The organism is Sphingobium fluviale, assembly GCF_004122115.1.
Lineage (GTDB): Bacteria > Pseudomonadota > Alphaproteobacteria > Sphingomonadales > Sphingomonadaceae > Sphingobium > Sphingobium fluviale.
The window spans coordinates 25,543-46,143 of sequence record NZ_SBKP01000011.1 but is presented as its reverse complement, the minus strand read 5'-3'; the positions used below and the strand labels follow the sequence as shown (position 1 = coordinate 46,143).

The window sequence follows — 20,601 nt, the reverse complement described above, 5'->3', positions numbered from 1 at the left end:
GTCGGTGCGCTTCGGTATCCGGCACGATGTTTTATTGGGGATTTTCTGATGGCAACCGTTGAAAAAATGCCAATGCTGGCGATAGGGTACGAAAAGCTGAACGATCAGCTGCGCGCCCTGAAGGCGGAACGGCCCCAGATCGTCGATGCGATTGAGGAAGCACGCGCGCACGGTGATCTGTCAGAAAATGCGGAATATCATGCTGCCAAAGAGCGCCAGGGGCATGTCGAAGCGTCAATCGCGGATCTGGAAGACAAGCTCTCCCGCGCGCAGGTGATCGACCCGACGACACTTTCCGGAGACAAGATCGTGTTCGGCGCGACCGTGACTCTGCTCGACGAGGACGACAAGCCGGTGCGCTATCAGATCGTCGGCCAGGCCGAGGCAGACGCCAAGCTAGGCATGATCTCATATAACAGCCCGCTGGGGCGCGCGCTCATCGGCAAGCAGGTGGGCGAGGACATTGAGGTCATCGTACCCTCCGGCGAGAAATATTACAGCGTCGACAAGATCGAGTTTATTTGAGAGCTGATATCAGCTCGGAGTGCCATGCGGCCAACGACATCATCCTCGGCTTTCGCTAGCACGGTAGGCCAGATCGCAGTGGTTACTGTGATTGCGTTTGTGGTGGCTCGCATCAGCGGCTATGATGCTGCGCTGAGTTACGCGGCAGGGTTCATTCCCGCCCGTATCGCACAGCCAGACCTGCTGGCACAGGCGGATCTTGCTATTCCAATCGTGCCAGTGTTGCTGACGCCGCTCAGCTCGGCATTGCTGCACGGGGGATGGCTGCATCTGGGCTTCAACATATTGATGCTGGTGTTCTGTGGGCGGCAGGTAGAGCAGGTGCTGGGCGGCCGCTTGATACTGACGCTCTATGGCGCGGGCGCTTATGCGGCGGCGGCAGGGCAATGGGCGCTGGGTCCGGATATGCCAGTGCCGATGATAGGCGCTAGCGGAGCAATTTCTGCGGTAATCGGCGCCTATGCGCTGTTGTTTGGCAGCCGCGAGGTGAAAGCCTGGGGGCCATTTTCTGCGAGTGCCCTGCGGATGCTATGGCTGGGGGCGGGATGGACGGTCCTGCAATTTTTGATAGGGATCGCGTCCAGCGCAGGCTCAATGGGGCTTGGAACTGGCGGGGCCGCTGTGGCCGTCGGTGCGCATGTCGGCGGCTTTGTGGCAGGCCTTCTGTTGACGCGCCCTTTGCTCATGATCCGGTTCGGCAGGCGCCCAAAAGCGGTCTGATCTGCCTCAGTGCGCGTCGCCGCCCTCGTGATCGGTCGAGGGATCGAGCAGGCGATGCAGATGCACGATCACATACTTCATCTCGGCATCGTCGACCGTACGCTGCGCCGCGCCGCGCCATGCTTTTTCTGCAGTAGCAAAGTCTGGAAAAACGCCGACAAAATCGATGGCGTCCAGATCTTCAAAATCGAGGGTGCGGGGGTCGCTTACGCGCCCCCCCATGACGAGGTGCATCTTGCTCATGGCAATCGTTTACGCACCGTCCAAGCCAAAATCAACCGGATAGCCTATTCAGGCGTTTGGTTGCGCTTGCCTCGCATGAAACGGGGCAGCAGGCCTGCTGCGAGAGCGCCCACTGCGGCTGCCGCTGCTAACGCAGCGAAAGGATGCTCGGTAATGATCCGTGTCGCTTCCATTGCCGCCTTGTCCGCCTGCAATTTCGCAGCGTCCAGCTTGTCGCCGGCGCCTTCGCTCGCTGCTTTGGCGCGCGCGCGGACCTGTTTTGCGCTTTTGGTAAGCCCGGAAGTCGCGCGCTTGACATTCTTGACGGTGGTTGTGCGAACGCGGCGCAAATTGTCTTGCATATCCTTACTCATTTCTGCCCTCTTCGCTGGCTGATGTGCCATGCCTACGGTATAGGTTCTTAAAATAATCTGCAGCGCACAGAGCGCCTCGTGCAGCAATCTTCATTATCGGTCCTCGCGCCAATATGGCTCCGAGCAAAGCGGCTATTCCCAGGGTCCGGACAGGATTTTCCCGTATAGTCCCCTTTGCACGGGCCAATAGATTGAGGGTGCCGTCAAGCAGCCGGTTTTGGGCACGCGCCTTGAGGTGAGCGGGGGCTGTTCTGCGCCGCAACAAGGCAACACTCTGCTCTAATGCGCGTCGGCGCTCCTCCGCCAGACTATCAAGATCCCGCATATGTTCTTTGGGCAAAGGAGCGTTACTCATGCCCACCCTCTTTGCCTAATGCGATATGCAGTGCCCGGCGCATCCGTGCGCGCGCAGCGGCCAACAGAGCGATTATGCAGAGGAGTGCGCCTGCGATTGTTACGGCCAGCGCACCCGCTACGCCCAAATGCGGGGCCAATATCCATACGCACGCAACAACAAGGGCCGTCATTGCTCCAAACAACAGAAATATCGCGGCAAGAACCAGCAGTGCAGCATCCCTTCCTGCTGTCCCCACAATATGGGCGCGAAGCCTTTGCCGCGCAAATTCTGTTTCGGCGTATGCGCGCCCCTCGGTGACAACCCGCCGCACCAGTTCTCCGATAGGAGTATCCAGGCCGTCGTCGCCAGACACAGAAATGCTGGCTTCGGTTATGTCCTGTTCGGCAGGAGGCTCAGGCGCCCAGCCTGATCGTTGCTCGCGTTTCACCGCCCGTTTCCTCCGAAGGCTCAATCCTCTTCAGACGATCCTCTGGCGAGGCGCATGAGGACATAACCCGCTATGGCAGCCGCGCCAATTGCGACGGCAGGGCTTTTGCGCACAAAATTGCGGGCTTCACCCAGCAATTGATCGACATCCTTGCTATCCAGCGATTTGGCGGCACCTGCTACGGCATTCGCCGCTTGCCGGGCATAATCGCCATATTGCGGGCCCAGCTTGCTATCGACGGTCTGCGCAGTTTCCGTGATAAGTTTGGCAAGGCCGTCCATCGCGGATGAGGTTTTCGTTTTTGCGGTGGTGGCGGTGTCTCGCGCCATCTTGCCAGCCTGCGCAGTGACTTCCTCGGCCTGCTTTTTCCAGTCAAAGGCCGAGACAGTTTCTTTTGCGGCCTGAACCTTGTCGGTGGCCATAGTTTTGGCGCTCGTCACTTTAGCGCGCGCGGCCTTCTTTGCCGCGCTTACAGCGGCAGTGGCAAGCTGAACCGACTCCGTGAAACCCGGCTCGGCAGCATTGGCTGTATTCTGCTTGCCCAATTTTTCTGCGTTAGGTTTCCGGCCCCGGCGCTTGGGAGCCGATGGTGCATCTGTAATTCCGGCCATGGGAATATCCTTCCGATGTTATGGCTAAGTCTGAAGTCATATATACTCTTTCAGAGAGATAACAGTTCCCTTGCCGAATTTCATCCTGTCAGGATCAAAAATTGATGCGTGATGCGCGGGTGCACCTTGCCTTGGCCGCCTGCTCTGGCTAAGCGGGCGCGCAATAATCAAGGCGTTCTGCCTGCGCCAGACATAAGGAAACACGTATGACCGCCATTCTTGATGTCCATGCCCGCCAGATACTCGACAGCCGGGGCAATCCGACTGTGGAGGTCGATGTGCTGTTGGAAGATGGCAGCTTCGGTCGTGCGGCGGTTCCGTCCGGCGCATCGACAGGCGCATATGAGGCCATGGAAAAGCGCGATGGCGACAAGAGCAAATATCTCGGCAAGGGGGTGCTGGCGGCCATTGAAGCGGTGAACGGCGAGATTGCGGAGGCGGTTGTCGGCATGGATGCCGAGGATCAGGGCGAAGTCGATGCCGCGATGATCGCGCTCGATGGCACAGACAATAAAGGCCGCCTTGGCGCCAATGCGATCCTTGGCGTCTCGCTGGCAATTGCAAAGGCGGCGGCCGATGCGCGCGGCCTTCCGCTATATCGTTATGTCGGCGGGGTGCAGGCGCATGTGCTGCCCGTGCCGATGATGAATATCATCAACGGCGGCGAACATGCCGACAACCCGATCGACTTTCAGGAATTCATGATCATGCCGGTGGGGGCGGAAAGCCTTGCCGATGCGGTGCGGATCGGTGCGGAAATCTTCCACACGCTCAAGAAGGGCTTGCACGACAAGGGGCTCGCGACCTCGGTGGGCGATGAGGGCGGCTTCGCGCCCAATCTCTCCTCCACAACGGACGCGCTGGATTTCATTCTCGCGTCGATCGAGAAGGCCGGATACAAGCCGGGTGACGATGTAATGCTGGCGCTCGATTGTGCCTCGACCGAATTCTTCAAGAATGGCCGTTATGAAATGGTGGGTGAGGGCAAGAGCCTGTCTCCCGCCGAAATGGCCGATTATCTGGCCGATCTGTGCGCCCGCTATCCGATCAAGTCGATCGAAGATGGCATGGGCGAAGATGATTTCGAGGGCTGGAAAATCCTGACAGACAAGATCGGCGGCACGGTTCAACTTGTTGGAGATGACCTGTTCGTCACCAACCCGAAACGCCTTGCTATGGGTATCGAAAAAGGCCTCGCCAACTCCCTGCTGGTCAAGGTCAACCAGATCGGAACGCTGACCGAGACGCTGGCTGCGGTCGATATGGCACACCGCGCGCGCTATACGGCGGTTATGTCGCATCGTTCCGGCGAGACAGAGGATGCGACGATTGCGGATCTGGCCGTTGCGACAAACTGCGGCCAGATCAAGACAGGCTCGCTCGCCCGTTCTGATCGGCTTGCCAAATATAATCAGCTCATCCGTATTGAGGAAGAACTGGGCGACGTGGCGCACTATGCGGGACGTGCTATTTTCCGCTGATCGCATCAGCCTTGGTATTCCGCACAATTGACGAAATTCAGACGTTAACCATTTTTCGGTTGCGCGAGGGAATCATGTGTGATTCAAAGGGCCATGGCGCATCTGCTTAAACTTAAAAGCTTGTTTTCATCGGCTTTCGGACCCGCGATGGCGGTGTTGCTGGTGGCGGTGCTGCTCGGATATGCGATATTTGGTGGTAACGGCCTGCTGGCGTGGGGCGGATACAGCAGCAAGCTTCACGACAGCATGGCTGAGCTTAAAATTGTGCAGGCCGAACGGGACCGTATTCTCAACAGGGTGAAGCTATTGGACCCTCGCCACGTGGACCCGGATCTTGCTGATGAAATGATTCGGCAGGAACTGAACGTCGGGCATCCAGATGAGGTGGTAGTTCCGCTGCGATAGGGCGCTGTCCATCCATAATTCCAGTTTTGGCGAGATAATTTTTCCTCTTTTAGCCATATAGGTGACAAGACGCGCATTTTAATGGATTATCCATGGGCGCCTCTTATAATCCTTCCGTACTCCCCAGCGAAAAGAAGGATGTCTCTACTTTGGCAAAAAATCCGACAGCGCGCGCGGCAAAAAAGCCGCTGCCCAATGCCGTGTCTACTTCTGCCCCTGTTCCCGAAGCGCCTCTTGCCTCTGTGCGTCCCGCTCTTCCTGAGGACTACAAGGCCAGCAAGCAAGAGCTCCTCGAATTTTATCGTCAGATGGTTCTCATCCGTCGATTTGAGGAAAAGGCCGGTCAGCTATATGGTCTGGGGCTGATCGGTGGATTTTGTCATCTCTATATCGGGCAAGAGGCAGTCGCTGTTGGTATTCAGTCTGCTCTCACTCCGGGTAAGGACAGTGTGATTACCGGCTATCGCGATCATGGTCATATGCTCGCTTATGGTATCGATCCCAACTTTATCATGGCAGAGCTCACCGGGCGAGCCGCCGGCATATCGAAGGGCAAGGGCGGTTCGATGCATATGTTCAGCGTCGAGCATAAATTTTTCGGCGGTCATGGTATTGTCGGCGCGCAGGTCTCGTTGGGAACAGGGCTAGGGTTCGCCCACAAATATAAGGGCGATGGTGGCGTATGCGTCGCTTATTTCGGTGATGGCGCGTCTAACCAGGGGCAGGTGTACGAGAGCTTCAACATGGCCGAGCTGTGGAAGCTGCCGGTCATCTTCGTGATTGAAAACAACCAGTATGCGATGGGCACTTCGGTCAATCGTTCGTCGGCAGAGGATCAGCTTTTCCGCCGGGGAGAGAGTTTTCGGATACCCGGCCTTCAGGTCAATGGCATGGATGTTCTTTCCGTGCGGGGGGCGACTGAAGAGGCGCTGAAATGGGTGCAGGGCGGCAATGGGCCGATCTTGCTGGAGATGAAAACCTATCGCTATCGCGGCCATTCCATGTCCGACCCCGCCAAATACCGCTCGCGCGAGGAAGTGCAGGAAATGAGAGAGAAATCCGATCCGATAGAGGGCATTAAAAAGCATATGGACGCAGCGGGCATCACAGAGGACGAGATCAAGGCCATCGACCAGAGTATCCGCAAGATCGTCAACGACAGCGCAGATTTTGCTGAAACGGCGGCCGAACCAGAAGCGAAAGAATTGTATACCGACGTTCTGGTGGAGGCATATTGAGATGGCGATCGAGATAAAAATGCCTGCGCTATCGCCTACCATGGAGGAGGGCACGCTCGCGAAATGGCTGGTAAAAGAGGGCGATGTCGTAAAGTCTGGTGATCTTCTGGCGGAGATTGAGACAGACAAGGCCACAATGGAATTCGAGGCGGTCGATGAAGGTGTGATGGGGCAGTTGCTCATTCCCGCCGGAACAGAGAATGTGAAAGTTGGCACGGTTATCGCGGTGATGGCAGGTGAGGCAGGCGAAGTGCCAGCGGTGAAGGCACCGGTTGCATCTGCGCCCGTGGCCGTGGCAGATGCTCCTGAGCCTGATCCCGTCGCTCCCGAAGTCGTTGCGCATAATGTGGCTGATCCTGCCCCTCCTACTGGAACAGAGATGGTGAAACTCACTGTGCGCGAGGCGCTGCGTGATGCAATGGCCGAGGAGATGCGCGCCGATGATCGCGTTTTCGTCATGGGCGAAGAGGTCGCGGAATATCAGGGCGCCTATAAGGTCACGCAGGGTTTGCTTGCGGAATTCGGCCCCAGGCGCGTCATTGACACACCGATTACTGAGCATGGCTTTGCCGGCGTCGGCGTTGGTGCGGCGATGGGGGGTCTCAAGCCCGTTATCGAGTTCATGACCTTTAACTTCGCGATGCAGGCGATTGACCAGATCATCAATTCGGCTGCCAAGACCAACTATATGTCTGGCGGGCAGATGCGCTGCCCGGTTGTATTTCGTGGGCCCAATGGGGCGGCAAGCCGCGTGGGCGCACAGCATAGCCAGAACTATGCCCCCTGGTATGCGGCGGTGCCCGGTCTCATCGTCATCGCGCCCTATGACGCAGCCGATGCCAAGGGGCTGCTCAAGGCGGCGATCCGTTGCCCCGATCCGGTCGTGTTCCTTGAGAACGAGCTGGTGTATGGCCGCAGCTTCGACGTGCCGGTGTTGGATGATTATGTCCTCCCCATCGGCAAGGCACGCGTGATGCGCGAAGGCACGGATGTGACCCTGGTCTCCTATTCGATTGGTGTAGGACTGGCGTTGGAAGCGGCAGAAACGCTGGCGGCAGAGGGCATCAGCGCCGAGGTGATCGATCTGCGTACCTTGCGCCCACTCGATACGCAGACTGTGCTCGAAAGTCTCAAGAAAACCAATCGCTTAGTGGTGGTTGAAGAGGGCTGGCCCGTCTGTTCGATCGCGAGCGAGATCATGGCTGTCTGCATGGAAAAAGGCTTCGATGACCTTGATGCCCCAGTACAACGCGTGACTAACGAGGACGTGCCGCTACCCTACGCGGCAAATCTTGAGAAGGCTGCGCTGATAGATGCGGGGCGGGTGGTCGCTGCAGCTAAGAGGATATGCTGAGATGTATATCCTCAGGTTTGTGGCGCTAGAACCGTTGGGCTAGGAACAGTTTGCAACTGTCGCTGTCGGGATTGGATTGGTAACGCCTGCGAGGTCCCGATCATCACGTACCATGACGGCCGCTGTCGATGTGAAACGCTGAGTTGTATAATTTGCAAAGCCTATCGGAACGATAGGCGTATAGTCATACACCACTGTTACAAACATCACTGCGTCCCCAGCAGGCGCTGCCACAAGATTACCAGCAGGGCCCAAACCCGCCAAGCCAGTGCCCGTTGCTCCAGTTCCTTCAGCATGTGTGGGTGTGAAACTGGCCGATCCGTAACAGCGCTGCCAGTGGATCCATTGGCCACCATCACTGTTTCGTTCAAGACTGGAGAGAACGATGCGTCCGTTAGCATGTAAATCCAGTGAACCAGACTGAAGCTGGGCGCCGAGGAAAACCTCGTTGATTTCCGCTTCGGTAATGGGCTTATTGGTGAGGACCGTGTCATCGCCCATACGCGATGCGTTATCAGCCACCATGAGGGCAATTTCCGCTACTTTCTTGCGAGCGATAATATTGTGCGTCAACTCGCTGCCGCCAAGGAATAGCGTAAGCAGAAACGGAGCGGCTACAGCGAACTCAACAGCCGCCATGCCAGACTCGCATTTTCTCAATCGGTTGCGACGCAAAATCACGAGCAAGCCCTTTGAGGTATCGTTGCCTTGGTGGTGAAGGGCTGAATTTTAAGCATTGTAGTCGAGCTTATCGTGACATTTTCACTCCAGCCCAGAACATTTGCCATCGGGAATACCCGCTCATATGTTGCTGTGACAGTGTAGACCATGGCATCCTTTGCTCCGGAAAAGCCGTCTACACTGCCTTGAATATCGCGTGTGCCATTCCGGTTGGAATCCTCATAGACCTCACCATTGTCGCACAGGCCGTTGCTGTTGGCGTCAATGAATGGTTCGCCGGGACTCGCAACACGCATGTAGGAAGAAAATGACTTGCGTGAAAATGCAAGTGTAGCGTCTGGAACAGCCGATCTAACCGCGTTTTGTACCTTGGTATCAATCGCTGTCTGTCGTGTTGTCTGACTCGCAGACTCAAGCGCACTATCACGTCCAGCTTTCGCTACTTCACCATCCAGTATTGACTGGGCATATTGCTGATACGCAATATCAAACCCACCAAGAAGTATTACTGTAAGCAGTGGTAACACGGCGGCAAACTCTACAATGGTTGCTCCCTGCTCATTTCTTGAGATGAGTTGGGACTGGCGTTTACAACAAAGCATGTCGGTCTTTCGCCTCATTGCGTCAGGCGCAGCTGGGCAATTTCACCAGCGATGATTGAGAAAGCAGACTCCAGTTCAGTCGTATTGTTCGCCTGAAAAGCATGGTTGTTTCTAGAGGTAGCACAATCGCGCAGAAGATCGGTTAATGACGTACCGAAGGCTATCACCCACACAGTTATGCCTTTCGCTTTTCCTGCCGTGCATATCTGGCCAAGTCTGCTCTCAACAATCGTGTTTTGCCCAGAGTCAGTTGGAATAGTGGTTGAAGGTGCGGCTGTCCGGCGTCTATCCAGTGCAGCAAGGCCATAGGCATCATAATCTGCGATGTTAGTCTCTGTTGCCCCATCGGTCATGAATATTACGTGGCGCGCAATAGAGCCTCCGTTGGGAGCAGATATATTCTCGGAGCCAAAAATCCCCTGAGCTGAAAGCAGGCGCAGGCCCCAAAGCATGCCAACGTCATGATATGTTCTGCCCGAAGCGGTAAGCGAATTGAGATACGTCGTCAGATTGGCTGAAGTAATTTCAGCGAGCTTGCGCGCCTGAGTAGGGCAGGAAGCGAAGTCGGACGGATAGCTGCTCGGCGTGATGTAGTTGGTTGTTGTTCGCACAGGGTATGTGTAGCTCCAGCCGGAGATCGTGGCAGGTGCTGTCGGATAATAGTTTGTTACCGAGCGTGCATAGACAAGCCGGGGCAAGGATGGGCGCCATTGTGTTGCGCTGTTTCCGGCAATCGGAACAAGATCAATGTCGAGATCATATGCTGTTCCGACTGTTTCGTCTGGACGCAGTGTAGCGCGCTCCTCGATACAACCGTTGTTGGCAGTTGTACCCCAGTTAATGGTCTGGGGCTGGAATGTGCCCGCGGCATTGTTCGATCCAGCGTTGAAATTTGCAACGACGAAGCTTCCGCCGGCCATCAGACCACTTGAAAGGCTGCCCTTAAGTGAAGAGACGTCGTAGGTGACGGGTTGGTAATTGAACCAATAGCGATATGTATCTCCAGACGTTTGGCCTGCGTTCGGATTGGCGGAAACTGTCTGGGTTACTGTGCGTGAGCTGTTGTTATAATCATAGCGTGTAATGGTGCACACACCCGTAGAGTTGTTTCGAGAGGCGCTGAAGGTCGTTCCGTTGCGGGTTTCCGTTCTGGTGCGCGTTCGCGGCAGGCTGGTAGCATCGGGTGACCAGGCAGACCACGATCCGTTGCTCGAAGAATAGCCGATGTTGGCCGGAGCATTGCAGCTCTCCGATACGACTGTGGAAGGCGTCACTGTTGCAGCAGGAACCCAAGGGGGGTTATTTGAATTTGTAATTGTTGGCGATTGTGGATTGCCCGGCACCGTTTCCTTTATGTCTGCAACGCGGCTTTGATAGGTCCACTGGTCAACCATCCATTCTCGCTTGAGAAGAAGTCCTACATTTACCGTGGATGAGTAGGGCACAAATCCATATCGCACTTGTGTGCCTGCGGCCTTTGCTGCCTCCAGATTGGTGTAAAAATTTTGAACCGCTGCCCGCATTGCAGCGATGCGGGTTTGTGTGTCGCCTGGATTTGTCTCGTTCATTGACAAAGTCGTATCAAGCACGAACATGACGTCACTATTTGGAAGCTGAAGTTCTGCTTTGCAGGTTGTACTCAGGACTTTGTCGCCAACATTAAACAGCGCCATGATAGTGGATGGAGAAGTCGCGACAGCCGTGCCTGTCACAACTCCTGCTGTATTCACATTGAAAGTAATGCTGGAATTTTTGCTACCAAGAGTTCCATTCGGGAAGTTGGTATTGAAAAAATTGCGTGCCAATGTTTCATCTGCGCTAGCCCACGTCGTTCCAGTCATGGATTTGCGACCCGCCATGGCAGCAGCGTCACAGGCATTCTGCAGTCGAGACTTTGTGATATAATAACGGCTTATATCGACGCCTCCCCCGATCATGGCAATAACGGGGATCATCGCGGCAGCAACAATCGCCAATACATTGCCCGATTGGTTCAGCTTCAATCGAAGCAGAAAACGGTCTATTTTAGCTTGCCCCTGAAACATGCGTTATGTTGCCCACATAGTCTTGTTCGCTCAGGGCTTGTTTGAAATTTTGAATAAACTTCATGCAGAGCCATTCGCTATGGTTAAGCAAATAGTGCATGATAGTTAATAATTAATTATTCAACCTAAGTTGAATTGAACAAAAAATAGAAACAAATAATAAAACTGTTGGATGATCAGGTGGTGGAATAGATGTTACAGGTGTGGGCAGTGGCTGCCTCGACATTATAGATGCCGCCGTTAGCGCCCGGACCGCTGGTCGGGCCAACATAATCGCGGCTGTCGCGGACGATCATTGAGGCAAATTCGTGAATGGTCGTATGCGGGACCAATCCTGATGTAAATAGTGGCTGATAGTCGTAGAAGACCTCGACATACATTACACCCGTGTCATCTGGCGTAGTGACGATCTGGCCAGCTGGCCCCATGCCATCTAGGTTGGAATCTCCTTGCAAACCCCATGTGGATGTCGAGTTTTTCAATCCCCGACAACGCTGCCAGCGGATCTTGAATTTTGGCGGAGACGAATTGGGGTTGGATACCGGCTCCAGACTGGAAACAATAACGCGGCCGTGAGTGTATAGATTGAGGTTGCGCGCCTGCATATCAGCGCCGGTCAGCAGGTCGTTAATGTCCGTTTCAGTAACCTGTGGGTTACCTGTCAGGCTAACCCTGCCCATGCGTGAAGCATTATCCGCTATTTGCAGTGCCGTTTGTCCTACGCGCATCCTCACGATCGTGAAATTCGTCAGTTCCGTTGCACTCAGCATAGTAACGAGGATGAATGGCAGGGCAGTGGCAAATTCAACGATAGCGAGCGCGCTACTGTCTCGCAGAAGGCGATGCAGATGGCAGCGGACCCTGCGGATCATAGAAGGGCGGATCACGGGCAAGTCCTCGCCGTCGCGGCGCCATATTGCGATTGCGCACCATAAGGCTGGTTTGCCACGACTGTCGTCGCCCTTACGGTGCTAATGCTGGTCGTACCAAGCATTTTCCACAGGGGGAACATGTGGGGGTAAGTGACCGTGACATTGTAGACGGTGATGTCTCGCGCCGCTCCCTGGCCGGCATTGCCGCCGTCCCGATCCCACACGCTGTTATTGTTGGCGTCGGTATAGGGTTCGCCCGCATCGCAGGTGCCATTCGTGTTCGTATCAGTCCAGGTCTCTGCCAGAGCGGCGGAGGCTGTCGAGAACGTCTTGTAATACCGACGCGTGATTGCAATGTCGGCATCCGCAAGAGAGTGATTGAGTTGCTTGACAGCAGTCCGGATGCGTGTGTCAATCGTGGTTTGTGTGGCAGTGGCAGTGCCTGACTCCAGCGAGCTATCGCGGGCCGCCTTCTGGATTGTACCCTGAAGCACAGCCTGCATATAGAGAGTGTGGCCGATATCAAGCGCACCCATTAGGAGCATGGCAAAGACGGGTGCGATCAGTGCAAACTCCGTTGCGGCTATGCCTTCCTCGTTTGATTTAAGGGTAAGCGTAGTCATCAGCTTATCAACCTCAGATCCGCGATTTCGGATGCGATCTGCTGGAATTTGGCGATCAGCGTCGCTGTGTCTGTCGCGCTGAAGAAGTGGGTGTTCGCTGCGCCGGGCGTGTTTGGGGTAGAGGCACAGTTCTGCAAGCGCGCTTCCGTGGTACTATTCACGCCGCCGCCATAGGACACCACCCAGAGCGTAATATTCTGATTTTTTATCGCGTTACATAGCGCAGTAGTGCGCGCGTTGACGATGTTGTTTGTGTCTGTGCTTGTGGGCGCATAGCTGGTCTGCCGGCGATCCCACCATGTTACGCCATAAGCGGAGTAGTTGCTGGTAGTCGTAACGGTGTCACCATCGGTCATGAAAACGATGTGGCGCTGAATCGGTTGGCCAGAGGGCGTTGCCGCGTTCTCGCTGGCGAAAATGCCGGTGGGAGAGATGAAGCGCGCACCCCAGACCATGCCGATATCATGATATGTGTTGCCGCCCGCTACCAACGTGCCCAGATAGGTTTCCAATGCACTGGCAGTGGACCACACCTGAAGCTTTTTTGCCTGTGTGGGGCAGGAATAGCTGAAGTTGCGGCTGAGGTCAGGGGAAGCCGCCGTGACCACATCTGCAACTGTGTTGCTCGAAGACCAACCGCTGCCCGTATAGCGCGCCCAAACAGCACCATCCAAAATCGGCCCCCACAAGGTTGCGGGAGTGATCGCCGTCGGCACTGTGTTGAAATCCGTATCATAGGCCGTGGCGGGGATCGGATTCCAGTCGCTCGTGGTGATGGTGGTATTATTTGTATTCTGAAAGGTTTGGCGTTCCTCTATGCAGCCGTCCCAATCGATATTTGTGTTCGCTACAGTCTTAAGATAGCTTGCTGTGGTCGAACCAGAGAGGGTGACGCTAGCACCATTCGCAGTCGCTAAAGGCAGCGCAACACTGTTATTCCAACTAGATCCGCCAGCTTTCAGACCTGAGATGTTGTGGGCAACCTGCTTGTATGTCCAGCCGGTAAGGTTGTTGTGGCTGGTCCAAGTCAAAGGCTTGGTTGAGGTGCCAGTGCGAGTGACGGTATAATTATAATTGTTGGAACTTTGGAGACGGCAGGTGCCGGTTCCGCTCGAATTCCATCTGTAACGATAACCAATCGCCTGCCGGTTGTCATCCTCCGAGTAGCTTAGTGTCTGGTTCGTATCCGCTGGATAAGTTGGCGTGCTACTGGTGTATGTTGGAGTCTGAATATTTGTGGTATAGCTATAGGTCAACAACGTGGTCGGCGTCATCGTATTGAGCGCCAGACAGGTAGTGTTGTTAAGACCGGCGGGCCTTTTGGTATATGCTATACCGTTAACGGTGACGGTAGATCCGCCTGATGTGTTGATATCGCCCCAACCAGAATACGTGCCTGCGTTCGTAAGGCTCGAAGGGTTGGACGGCCAGCTTCCCCACGAAACAGGGCTTTCGGTGCCCGCCGTCCAAGCGTAAACCGTCGTATAAACAGGCTCTCTCGACTGATAATTCCATGTGTCGGCGAAGTAGCTGTTAGGCAACAGCTTACCGACATTGACGTTGACCGAATAGGGCATGAATCCAAAGCGGATTTGTGCCGTTACTGTTCCGGCAGGCGTCGATCCGCAATTTTCGGTTGTGTCGATCTTGGCCAGCGCCTCATAGAAGCACTTTATGGCAGAGCGAAGCCCCTTCATCTTGGCTGTGCTGTCTTCCACGCCGTTATTGTCGCCACCTGGGCAGCTATAACCACTGTGTGCGACCTGACAGTTCATCGAACCGGTGTTATCGATCACGAACATCACGTCGGTATTCGGGATTTCCATCTTGGCGGTGCATGAGACGTTGATCGTCTTCGACGTGATGCCCAATACCTTTATCACCATCATCGGCATTGTAACCGAGGCGGTGCCGCTGACGACCCCGCCGGATTCGGTAAAGCTCTTCGTGACCGTGCCGGTGCCGAAGTCTCCATCCTTGAAATTGCCAGAAAACATGTTGAGAGCACGGCCCTCAGTAGTGGATGGACCGGTCCCGGCGGTCCAGGCGCCAGTGTCCATGGCCTTGCGTCCGGCAAGCGCTCCGGCATCGCATGCCTGCTGAAGCCGTGTCTTGGCAAGATAAAGCCTGCTCATATCCACGCCGCCGCCGACAAGGCCGAGCAGAGGAATCAGGAAGGCAGCCGTCATGAACAGCACATTGCCTGCCTGATTGCTCAGCAGGCGGGCGAGAAAGCCCTTTTGCCCATCTGGTTTCCGTGCCATGCGATTGCCCATCTTGCCTTGGTCCCACATCCCGAATGGCGCGCAGCGGCGGGTATCCGCCATGCGGACGCATTACGAGCTATCCTGAGGGAATAGGGCCGTGGTCTTAAAATTTGGTGTTCCAGTGGAATGAAGATACTCTTAACACATGGATGAGATGTCCGAAATTTCGCCGTTTCAGAGACTTGTTTGCACGGCGGCGGGGAGGAAGGCCGGGCGTGCCGCCGGGATATTCGCGCTCGACAATGCCTGCGCCCAGATTGCGCGGACGGTTACGGAGCCGATTATGGCGCAGATTCGTCTCGCGTGGTGGCGGGATGGCCTGATGGCAGAGGCGCTCTCGGCTCAGCATGTTGCGCCGGATATGTTAGCTCTTCGGTCGATCGATGAGTTTGCGCAGGCGCGGCTCGGCCTTGTCGCAATAATTGACGGCTGGGAGGAACTGATAGCAGGCGGCGACGGAAACGACCGGGATATGCTCCTGGCTTATGCGGCAGGGAGAGGGGCGGGCCTGCTTGCTGCGCTGGTCCCGGAATATGCGGAGCGCAGCGCGAGGGCAGGGCAGGTCTGGGCATTATGGGATCTGGCTGGGCATGTGACCGATGCGGCATTGAGAGAGGCTGCGATTGGGCTGGCGTGTCAGATTGCCGAGAGTGCAAACATTGCCGGACTGCCGCGCATAATTACGATGCTGGTCGGCCCCGCTCTCTCTGACGTGCGGCGGGGCAGGGGCGCGCCACCGGTGTTGACGCCCGGCCTCTATGCCCGGATGATGCGGTTTCATATTTTCGGGCGATAGAGCGATGCGAGGGGACTATGAACCGGTTTGTTGCGGGTGGAGTGGCGGGCCTGCTTATGGCCGCGGGCGGATTGTTCTGGTGGCAGGGGCAAGCGGAGAGCCAGCGAGAAAGCGCGCGCCCGCCAGTCTCAGCCGCTGTACTTGCGGATGAGGGGCTGCCGGAGGGAGATGAGAACGCCTTTGGCGCGGCGCCGCCGATGCCGCCGGAAGCGCGTGCGGAAGACCGCGAGGCACAGCGCTTCAACCGCTATGACAGGAACCGGGATGCGATTATTACCCGCACGGAAATGCTGGGCAGCCGGACCAAGGATTTCAAGAAGCTGGATACGGACGGCAACAATCTGCTGAGCTTTGAGGAGTGGGCGGTGAAGACGGCGGATCGCTTTGCCGGAGCGGATGGCAATGGCGACGGGAGGCTGACGCGCGCGGAGTTTGCGACGACCGCGCCGAAGCCGGAACCCAAGCCAAGGTGCCGGTGCTAGTAGAGGGCTTTTTCCATGTGGAAACGTGTTTTTGGCGATCCTACAGCCCGGTTTCCAACAGGGGCGTTTCCAACAGATCAGGCGGGCAGGGCCGCGCCCTCCAACAGCCCACACTTGCGCGCCCATGCGCCGAAATCCGCCCGCGCCCGCGCGGTGTAAGCGGCCTTGCGCTCCTTTTTCTTCACACGCCCGTCTGGCGGAGGCATCAGACCGAAGTTGACGTTCATGGGTTGGAACGTCTCGGCCTCAGCTCCCCCGGTCACATGACTGAGCAATGCCCCCAGCGCACTCGTCACCGGCGGCGGGGGAAGCGTTCGTCCGCCTAATTCCGCCACCGCAAACCGCGCTGCGATCAACCCGATGGCGGCGCTTTCGACATAGCCTTCGCACCCGGTCATCTGCCCGGCGAAGCGGATATGCGGCGCGGACTTTAAGCGCAAAGTCCCATCGAGCAGCTTGGGCGACTGGATGAAGGTGTTGCGATGCAGCCCGCCCAGCCGGGCAAATTCCGCCCCTTCCAGACCCGGAATCGTGCGAAACAGCTCGACCTGCGCGGCATGTTTGAGCTTGGTCTGGAAACCGACCATGTTCCACAGCGTGCCGAGCGCATTATCCTGCCGCAATTGCACCACCGCATAGGGCCAGCGCCCGGTGCGCGGATCATCCAGCCCCATCGGCTTCATCGGCCCGTGGCGCAATGTCTCGACCCCGCGCGACGCCATTACCTCGATCGGCATACAGCCCTCGAAATAGGGCGTGTTCGTCTCCCATTCCTTGAACTCGGTCTTGGGGCCATCGAGCAGACCCTGCACAAAGGCGTCATAGTGCGCCTTGTCCATCGGGCAGTTGATGTAATCCTTGGTCTCGCCCTTGTCCCAGCGCGACTGCATCCAGCAGATGCTCATGTCGATGCTCTCGCGATAGACGATAGGCGCGATGGCATCGAAAAACGCGAGGCTGTCCATCCCCGTCGCCGTGCCGATGCTGTGGCTCAATGGCTCGGCTGTGAGCGGGCCGGTGGCGATTATGGTGGAGCCGGTGGCGGGGAGGGCATCGATGCGTTCGCGCACGATTTCGATATTGGGATGCTCGGACAGGACGCGGGTGACGAGGCCGGAGAAGATGTCCCGGTCTACAGCCAAGGCCGATCCGGCGGGCACGCGCGCCTCTGCCGCTTGGCGCATGATGATGGAGCCGAGATCGCGCATCTCCTGATGCAGCAGCCCTACGGCATTGTTCTGCGCGTCGTCAGAGCGGAAACTGTTGGAGCAGACGAGTTCGGCAAGGCCGTCGCTCTGGTGCGCGGGCGTCATATGCCCCGCGCCGCGCATCTCGGAGAGGCGTACCCTTATTCCCGCCTGGGCAAGCTGCCACGCCGCCTCGGACCCGGCCATCCCGCCGCCGATGATGTGAACCTGATGCGTCATGCGGGTGCCCTAAAACCCCGCGGGAAAGACGTGGCTGCCGTCTGCGCCAAGGCGCAGGGTCGCCTTGGTGGTGACGGCGCTCATCGGGATGGGGCCATAGACATGAGGGAAGAGCGCGCCGCCGCGCGATGGCTCCCATTTGACGGTATCGCCCAGCGCGGGCAGGTCTATCATCGCCAGCACGAGGTCATCCTGACCGGTGAAATGCCTGGCGACTGTTTCCATAAGCTGCTCGCGCGCGGAGAGGTGAATATAGCCATCCGCGAGATCGACCGGAGCGCCAGTAAACGTTCCTTCCTCACGAAAGGCGGTCCATTGCTCGCGCGTCAGGACTTTATAGGCGAAGAGATCGGTCATTCGGATGCCGGGGAAGCATCCAGCTCGCTGGCCTCCTCGCCATCACTACTCTCGCCGATCTTGGCGGCGGAGACGACATGCTCGTTATCCGCCACGTTGAACAGGCGCACGCCCGCCGATCCGCGCCCGATCACGCGCATGGAGCCCAAGCCCATGCGGATGAGCTTTGCCTGATCGGTGACGAGCATCAGCTGATCCTCGCGCGTGGCGGGGAAGCTGGCGAGCACAAGACCGTTGCGGGCGATATTGTCGATGTTGGTTATGCCCTGCCCGCCGCGCCCGGTGCGCCGATATTCATAGGCGGAAGAAAGCTTGCCATAGCCATTGGCGCAGACGGTGAGGATGAACTGCTCCTTCTCGGCCAGTTCGGCAAAGCGCTCCGGCGCGAGATCCGGCTCGCCTTCCTTCTCTGCCTTCCATGGGGCGAAGCGCAGATAGGCCTCGCGCTCGTCTGAGCTGGCTCCAGAGCGATGGAGGATAGAGAGCGAGATCACCTCGTCGCCCGCCTTCAGGCTCATGCCGCGCACGCCGGTGGACGAGCGGCTCTGGAACTCGCGGATGTCGGACCCCATGAAGCGGATCGCCTTGCCCTGTCTGCTGGCGAGCAGCACGTCGTCACCCTCGGTCAGCAGCGCGACGCCGATCAGCCGGTCATCGGCATCCTCGCCCTCGAATTTCATGGCGATCTTGCCGTTGGACGGGATGTTGGTGAAGGCGTCCATGCTGTTGCGCCGCACCGATCCCTTCGCCGTGGCGAACATCACGTGCAGGTCTTTCCAGCTTTCCTCGTCCTCCGGCAGCGGCAGCACGGTGCGGATCGTCTCGCCTTCGCTCAGGGGCAGCAGGTTGACCATCGGCCGCCCGCGCGTGGCGGGGCCGCCTTCGGGCAGGCGCCACACCTTCATGCGATAGACCTTGCCCAGCGTGGAGAAGAACAGCACCGGCGTGTGAGTGCTGGTGACGAACAGCTCTGTAACCGCGTCCTCGTCCTTGGTGGCCATGCCGGCGCGGCCCTTGCCGCCGCGCGCCTGCGCACGGAAAGCATCGAGCGGGGTGCGCTTGATATAGCCTTGCAGCGTGACGGTGACGACCATGTCCTCGCGCTCGATCAGGTCTTCGTCGTCAATGCCGTCTGCGGCGGGCGCGATGGTGGACTTGCGCGGCGTGGCGAATTCGGCCTCGATCGCCTCGAACTCCTCGCGCATCACGGCATAGAGCTTGGCCCGGTCTGCAAGTATCGCGAGATAGCCCTCAATCGCGGTCGCCAGCCCTTGCAGCTCGTTGCCGATCTCGTCCCGCCCCAGCGCGGTGAGGCGATGCAGGCGCAGATCGAGGATGGCACGCACCTGAAGCTCAGACATGCGATAGGTATCGCCCTCGATCTCTGTCTCTATCGCCTCGACCAGGCGGATATAGGGTGCGATCTCCGCCACCGGCCATTCGCGCGCCAACAGTTTTTCGCGCGCTTCCGCCGGGCTGGAAGACCCGCGGATGATCCGCACTACTTCGTCGAGATTGGTGACGGCGACGACGAGGCCCAGCAACAGATGCGCCCGCTCGCGCGCCTTGTTCAACTCAAACTTGGTGCGGCGGGTGATGACCTCCTCACGGAACTTGATGAACGCCTCGATGATGTCCTTGAGGTTCAACAGCTCCGGCCTGCCGCCGCGGATCGCCAGCATATTGGCCGGGAAGGAAGATTGCGCCGGAGTATGGCGCCAGAGCTGGTTCAAAACCACGTCGGGCGTTGCGTCGCGCTTCAGGTCTATGACGATGCGGACGCCTTCGCGGCTCGATTCGTCGCGGATGTCGCTGATCCCCTCGATCCGCTTGTCTTTCGCGGCCTCGGCGATCTTTTCAACGAGGCCGTTCTTGCCGGTCTGATAGGGGATTTCGGTAAGGACGATCGAGCGGCGATCACCGCGCCCTTCCTCCACCACATGGCGCGAGCGCATGATGATCGATCCGCGCCCGGTTGCATAGGCGCTGCGCGCGCCGGACTGGCCGAGGATCAGCGCGCCGGTCGGAAAATCGGGCGCGGGGACGATCTGCATCAGCTCTTCCAGCGCAATCAGCGGATTGTCCATCATCGCGAGGCAAGCGCGCAGCACCTCGCCCAGATTATGTGGCGGCACGTTGGTCGCCATGCCGACGGCGATGCCGCCAGCGCCATTGACCAGCAGATTGGGAAAGCGCGCGGGCAGAACCTGCGGCTCAAGCTCAGACCCGTCATAGTTGGGCGTGAAATCGACCGTATCCTTGTCGAGATCGTCGAGCAGCGCGTTCGCCACCTTCGCCAGCCGCGCCTCGGTATAGCGCATGGCCGCCGGGCTATCCGGGTCCATCGAGCCGAAATTGCCCTGACCGTCGATCAGCGGCACCCGCATCGACCAATCCTGCGTCATGCGGGCGAGCGCATCATAGATCGAGCTGTCGCCATGCGGGTGATATTTACCCATTACATCGCCGACGATGCGCGCAGACTTGCGATAGGGCTTGCCCGCGACAAAGCCCTGCTCGTGCGCGCCGAACAGGATGCGGCGGTGAACGGGCTTCAGGCCATCGCGCACATCGGGCAGCGCGCGCGACACGATAACGGACATCGCATAATCGAGATAGCTGGACTTCATCTCATCGACGATGTCGATCGGGCTGATGTCTGAAGGTTCGGCGAGCAATGTCCCGTCGGTCAAGGCGACTCTCTTTTCGGTTGGAGGCTGTTACAGAATGATGG

The 20,601-nt window shown here is 57.7% G+C and carries 20 protein-coding genes; 8 read left to right on the top strand and 12 right to left on the bottom strand.

What is annotated here, in order from left to right:
* Nucleotides 1-48: 48 nt before the first annotated feature.
* Nucleotides 49-525: a transcription elongation factor GreA gene (gene greA / locus EQG66_RS11275; RefSeq protein WP_129404694.1), complete on the top strand. Its 477-nt coding sequence runs from the start codon at nt 49-51 to the stop codon at nt 523-525.
* A gap of 24 nt (nt 526-549) precedes the next feature.
* Nucleotides 550-1,245, top strand: a complete 696-nt coding sequence (locus tag EQG66_RS11270; protein WP_129404693.1) for a rhomboid family intramembrane serine protease — start codon at nt 550-552, stop codon at nt 1,243-1,245.
* Nucleotides 1,246-1,251: 6 nt separating this feature from the next.
* Here EQG66_RS11270 and EQG66_RS11265 read toward each other — a convergent pair whose 3' ends face one another.
* The 3 genes from EQG66_RS11265 to EQG66_RS11255 form a co-directional block, all read right to left on the bottom strand.
* Nucleotides 1,252-1,488, bottom strand: coding sequence for a DUF4170 domain-containing protein (locus EQG66_RS11265; RefSeq protein ID WP_129404692.1), 237 nt, complete (start codon nt 1,486-1,488; stop codon nt 1,252-1,254).
* Between the two features lie 44 nt (nt 1,489-1,532).
* The gene (locus tag EQG66_RS11260) at nt 1,533-1,928 is read right to left on the bottom strand and encodes a hypothetical protein (protein ID WP_129404691.1); all 396 of its coding nucleotides are present in this window, start codon (nt 1,926-1,928) and stop codon (nt 1,533-1,535) included.
* Nucleotides 1,929-2,646: 718 nt separating this feature from the next.
* On the bottom strand, nt 2,647-3,237 hold the full coding sequence (locus tag EQG66_RS11255; RefSeq protein ID WP_245988061.1) for a hypothetical protein: 591 nt from the start codon (nt 3,235-3,237) through the stop codon (nt 2,647-2,649).
* 206 nt (nt 3,238-3,443) lie between these two features.
* Here EQG66_RS11255 and eno point away from each other — a divergent pair, with 206 nt between their 5' ends.
* The 4 genes from eno (at nt 3,444) to EQG66_RS11235 (ending at nt 7,715) form a co-directional block, all read left to right on the top strand.
* A complete protein-coding gene (gene eno, locus EQG66_RS11250; protein WP_129404690.1) occupies nt 3,444-4,718 on the top strand; it encodes a phosphopyruvate hydratase in 1,275 nt (424 codons plus the stop codon).
* Between the two features lie 93 nt (nt 4,719-4,811).
* Nucleotides 4,812-5,123: an FtsB family cell division protein gene (locus tag EQG66_RS11245; protein ID WP_129404689.1), complete on the top strand. Its 312-nt coding sequence runs from the start codon at nt 4,812-4,814 to the stop codon at nt 5,121-5,123.
* 149 nt (nt 5,124-5,272) lie between these two features.
* Entirely contained in the window at nt 5,273-6,361 is a 1,089-nt protein-coding gene (gene pdhA, locus EQG66_RS11240; RefSeq protein WP_245988067.1) for a pyruvate dehydrogenase (acetyl-transferring) E1 component subunit alpha, read from the top strand.
* Nucleotide 6,362: 1 nt separating this feature from the next.
* Nucleotides 6,363-7,715 (top strand): pyruvate dehydrogenase complex E1 component subunit beta, encoded by a 1,353-nt coding sequence (locus tag EQG66_RS11235; protein ID WP_129404687.1) that lies wholly within the window; start codon nt 6,363-6,365, stop codon nt 7,713-7,715.
* A gap of 39 nt (nt 7,716-7,754) precedes the next feature.
* Here EQG66_RS11235 and EQG66_RS11230 read toward each other — a convergent pair whose 3' ends face one another.
* From EQG66_RS11230 to EQG66_RS11205, 6 genes are all read right to left on the bottom strand, one after another.
* Nucleotides 7,755-8,354, bottom strand: a complete 600-nt coding sequence (locus EQG66_RS11230) for a TadE/TadG family type IV pilus assembly protein (RefSeq protein ID WP_129404686.1) — start codon at nt 8,352-8,354, stop codon at nt 7,755-7,757.
* Between the two features lie 38 nt (nt 8,355-8,392).
* Nucleotides 8,393-9,016, bottom strand: coding sequence for a TadE/TadG family type IV pilus assembly protein (locus EQG66_RS11225; RefSeq protein ID WP_129404685.1), 624 nt, complete (start codon nt 9,014-9,016; stop codon nt 8,393-8,395).
* Complete coding sequence (locus EQG66_RS11220; RefSeq protein ID WP_129404684.1) at nt 9,013-11,043, bottom strand: TadE/TadG family type IV pilus assembly protein; 2,031 nt, start codon at nt 11,041-11,043, stop codon at nt 9,013-9,015. Before EQG66_RS11220 ends, EQG66_RS11225 begins: the two co-directional genes overlap by 4 nt.
* 176 nt (nt 11,044-11,219) lie before the next feature.
* Entirely contained in the window at nt 11,220-11,930 is a 711-nt protein-coding gene (locus EQG66_RS11215) for a TadE/TadG family type IV pilus assembly protein (RefSeq protein ID WP_181951803.1), read from the bottom strand.
* The gene (locus EQG66_RS11210; protein ID WP_129404683.1) at nt 11,927-12,538 is read right to left on the bottom strand and encodes a TadE/TadG family type IV pilus assembly protein; all 612 of its coding nucleotides are present in this window, start codon (nt 12,536-12,538) and stop codon (nt 11,927-11,929) included. The genes EQG66_RS11215 and EQG66_RS11210 overlap by 4 nt, the downstream gene beginning before the upstream one ends.
* A complete protein-coding gene (locus tag EQG66_RS11205; protein WP_129404682.1) occupies nt 12,538-14,865 on the bottom strand; it encodes a TadE/TadG family type IV pilus assembly protein in 2,328 nt (775 codons plus the stop codon). The genes EQG66_RS11210 and EQG66_RS11205 overlap by 1 nt, the downstream gene beginning before the upstream one ends.
* A 94-nt stretch (nt 14,866-14,959) precedes the next feature.
* On the opposite strand from EQG66_RS11205, the gene EQG66_RS11200 reads away from it, so the two are divergent.
* Entirely contained in the window at nt 14,960-15,601 is a 642-nt protein-coding gene (locus EQG66_RS11200) for a hypothetical protein (protein ID WP_164975662.1), read from the top strand.
* Between the two features lie 17 nt (nt 15,602-15,618).
* Nucleotides 15,619-16,083 carry an EF-hand domain-containing protein gene (locus tag EQG66_RS11195; RefSeq protein ID WP_129404680.1) on the top strand — a complete coding sequence of 155 codons (465 nt, stop codon included), beginning with the start codon at nt 15,619-15,621 and terminating at the stop codon, nt 16,081-16,083.
* Nucleotides 16,084-16,160: 77 nt separating this feature from the next.
* Here EQG66_RS11195 and trmFO read toward each other — a convergent pair whose 3' ends face one another.
* Genes trmFO through gyrA form a run of 3 tightly spaced genes read right to left on the bottom strand, consistent with a single transcriptional unit; the run spans nt 16,161 to nt 20,560 of the window.
* Entirely contained in the window at nt 16,161-17,510 is a 1,350-nt protein-coding gene (trmFO, locus tag EQG66_RS11190; RefSeq protein ID WP_129404679.1) for a methylenetetrahydrofolate--tRNA-(uracil(54)-C(5))-methyltransferase (FADH(2)-oxidizing) TrmFO, read from the bottom strand.
* Nucleotides 17,511-17,519: 9 nt separating this feature from the next.
* Entirely contained in the window at nt 17,520-17,867 is a 348-nt protein-coding gene (locus tag EQG66_RS11185; protein WP_129404678.1) for a DUF952 domain-containing protein, read from the bottom strand.
* Nucleotides 17,864-20,560 (bottom strand): DNA gyrase subunit A, encoded by a 2,697-nt coding sequence (gene gyrA / locus EQG66_RS11180; protein WP_129404677.1) that lies wholly within the window; start codon nt 20,558-20,560, stop codon nt 17,864-17,866. The genes EQG66_RS11185 and gyrA overlap by 4 nt, the downstream gene beginning before the upstream one ends.
* Nucleotides 20,561-20,601: the final 41 nt, after the last annotated feature.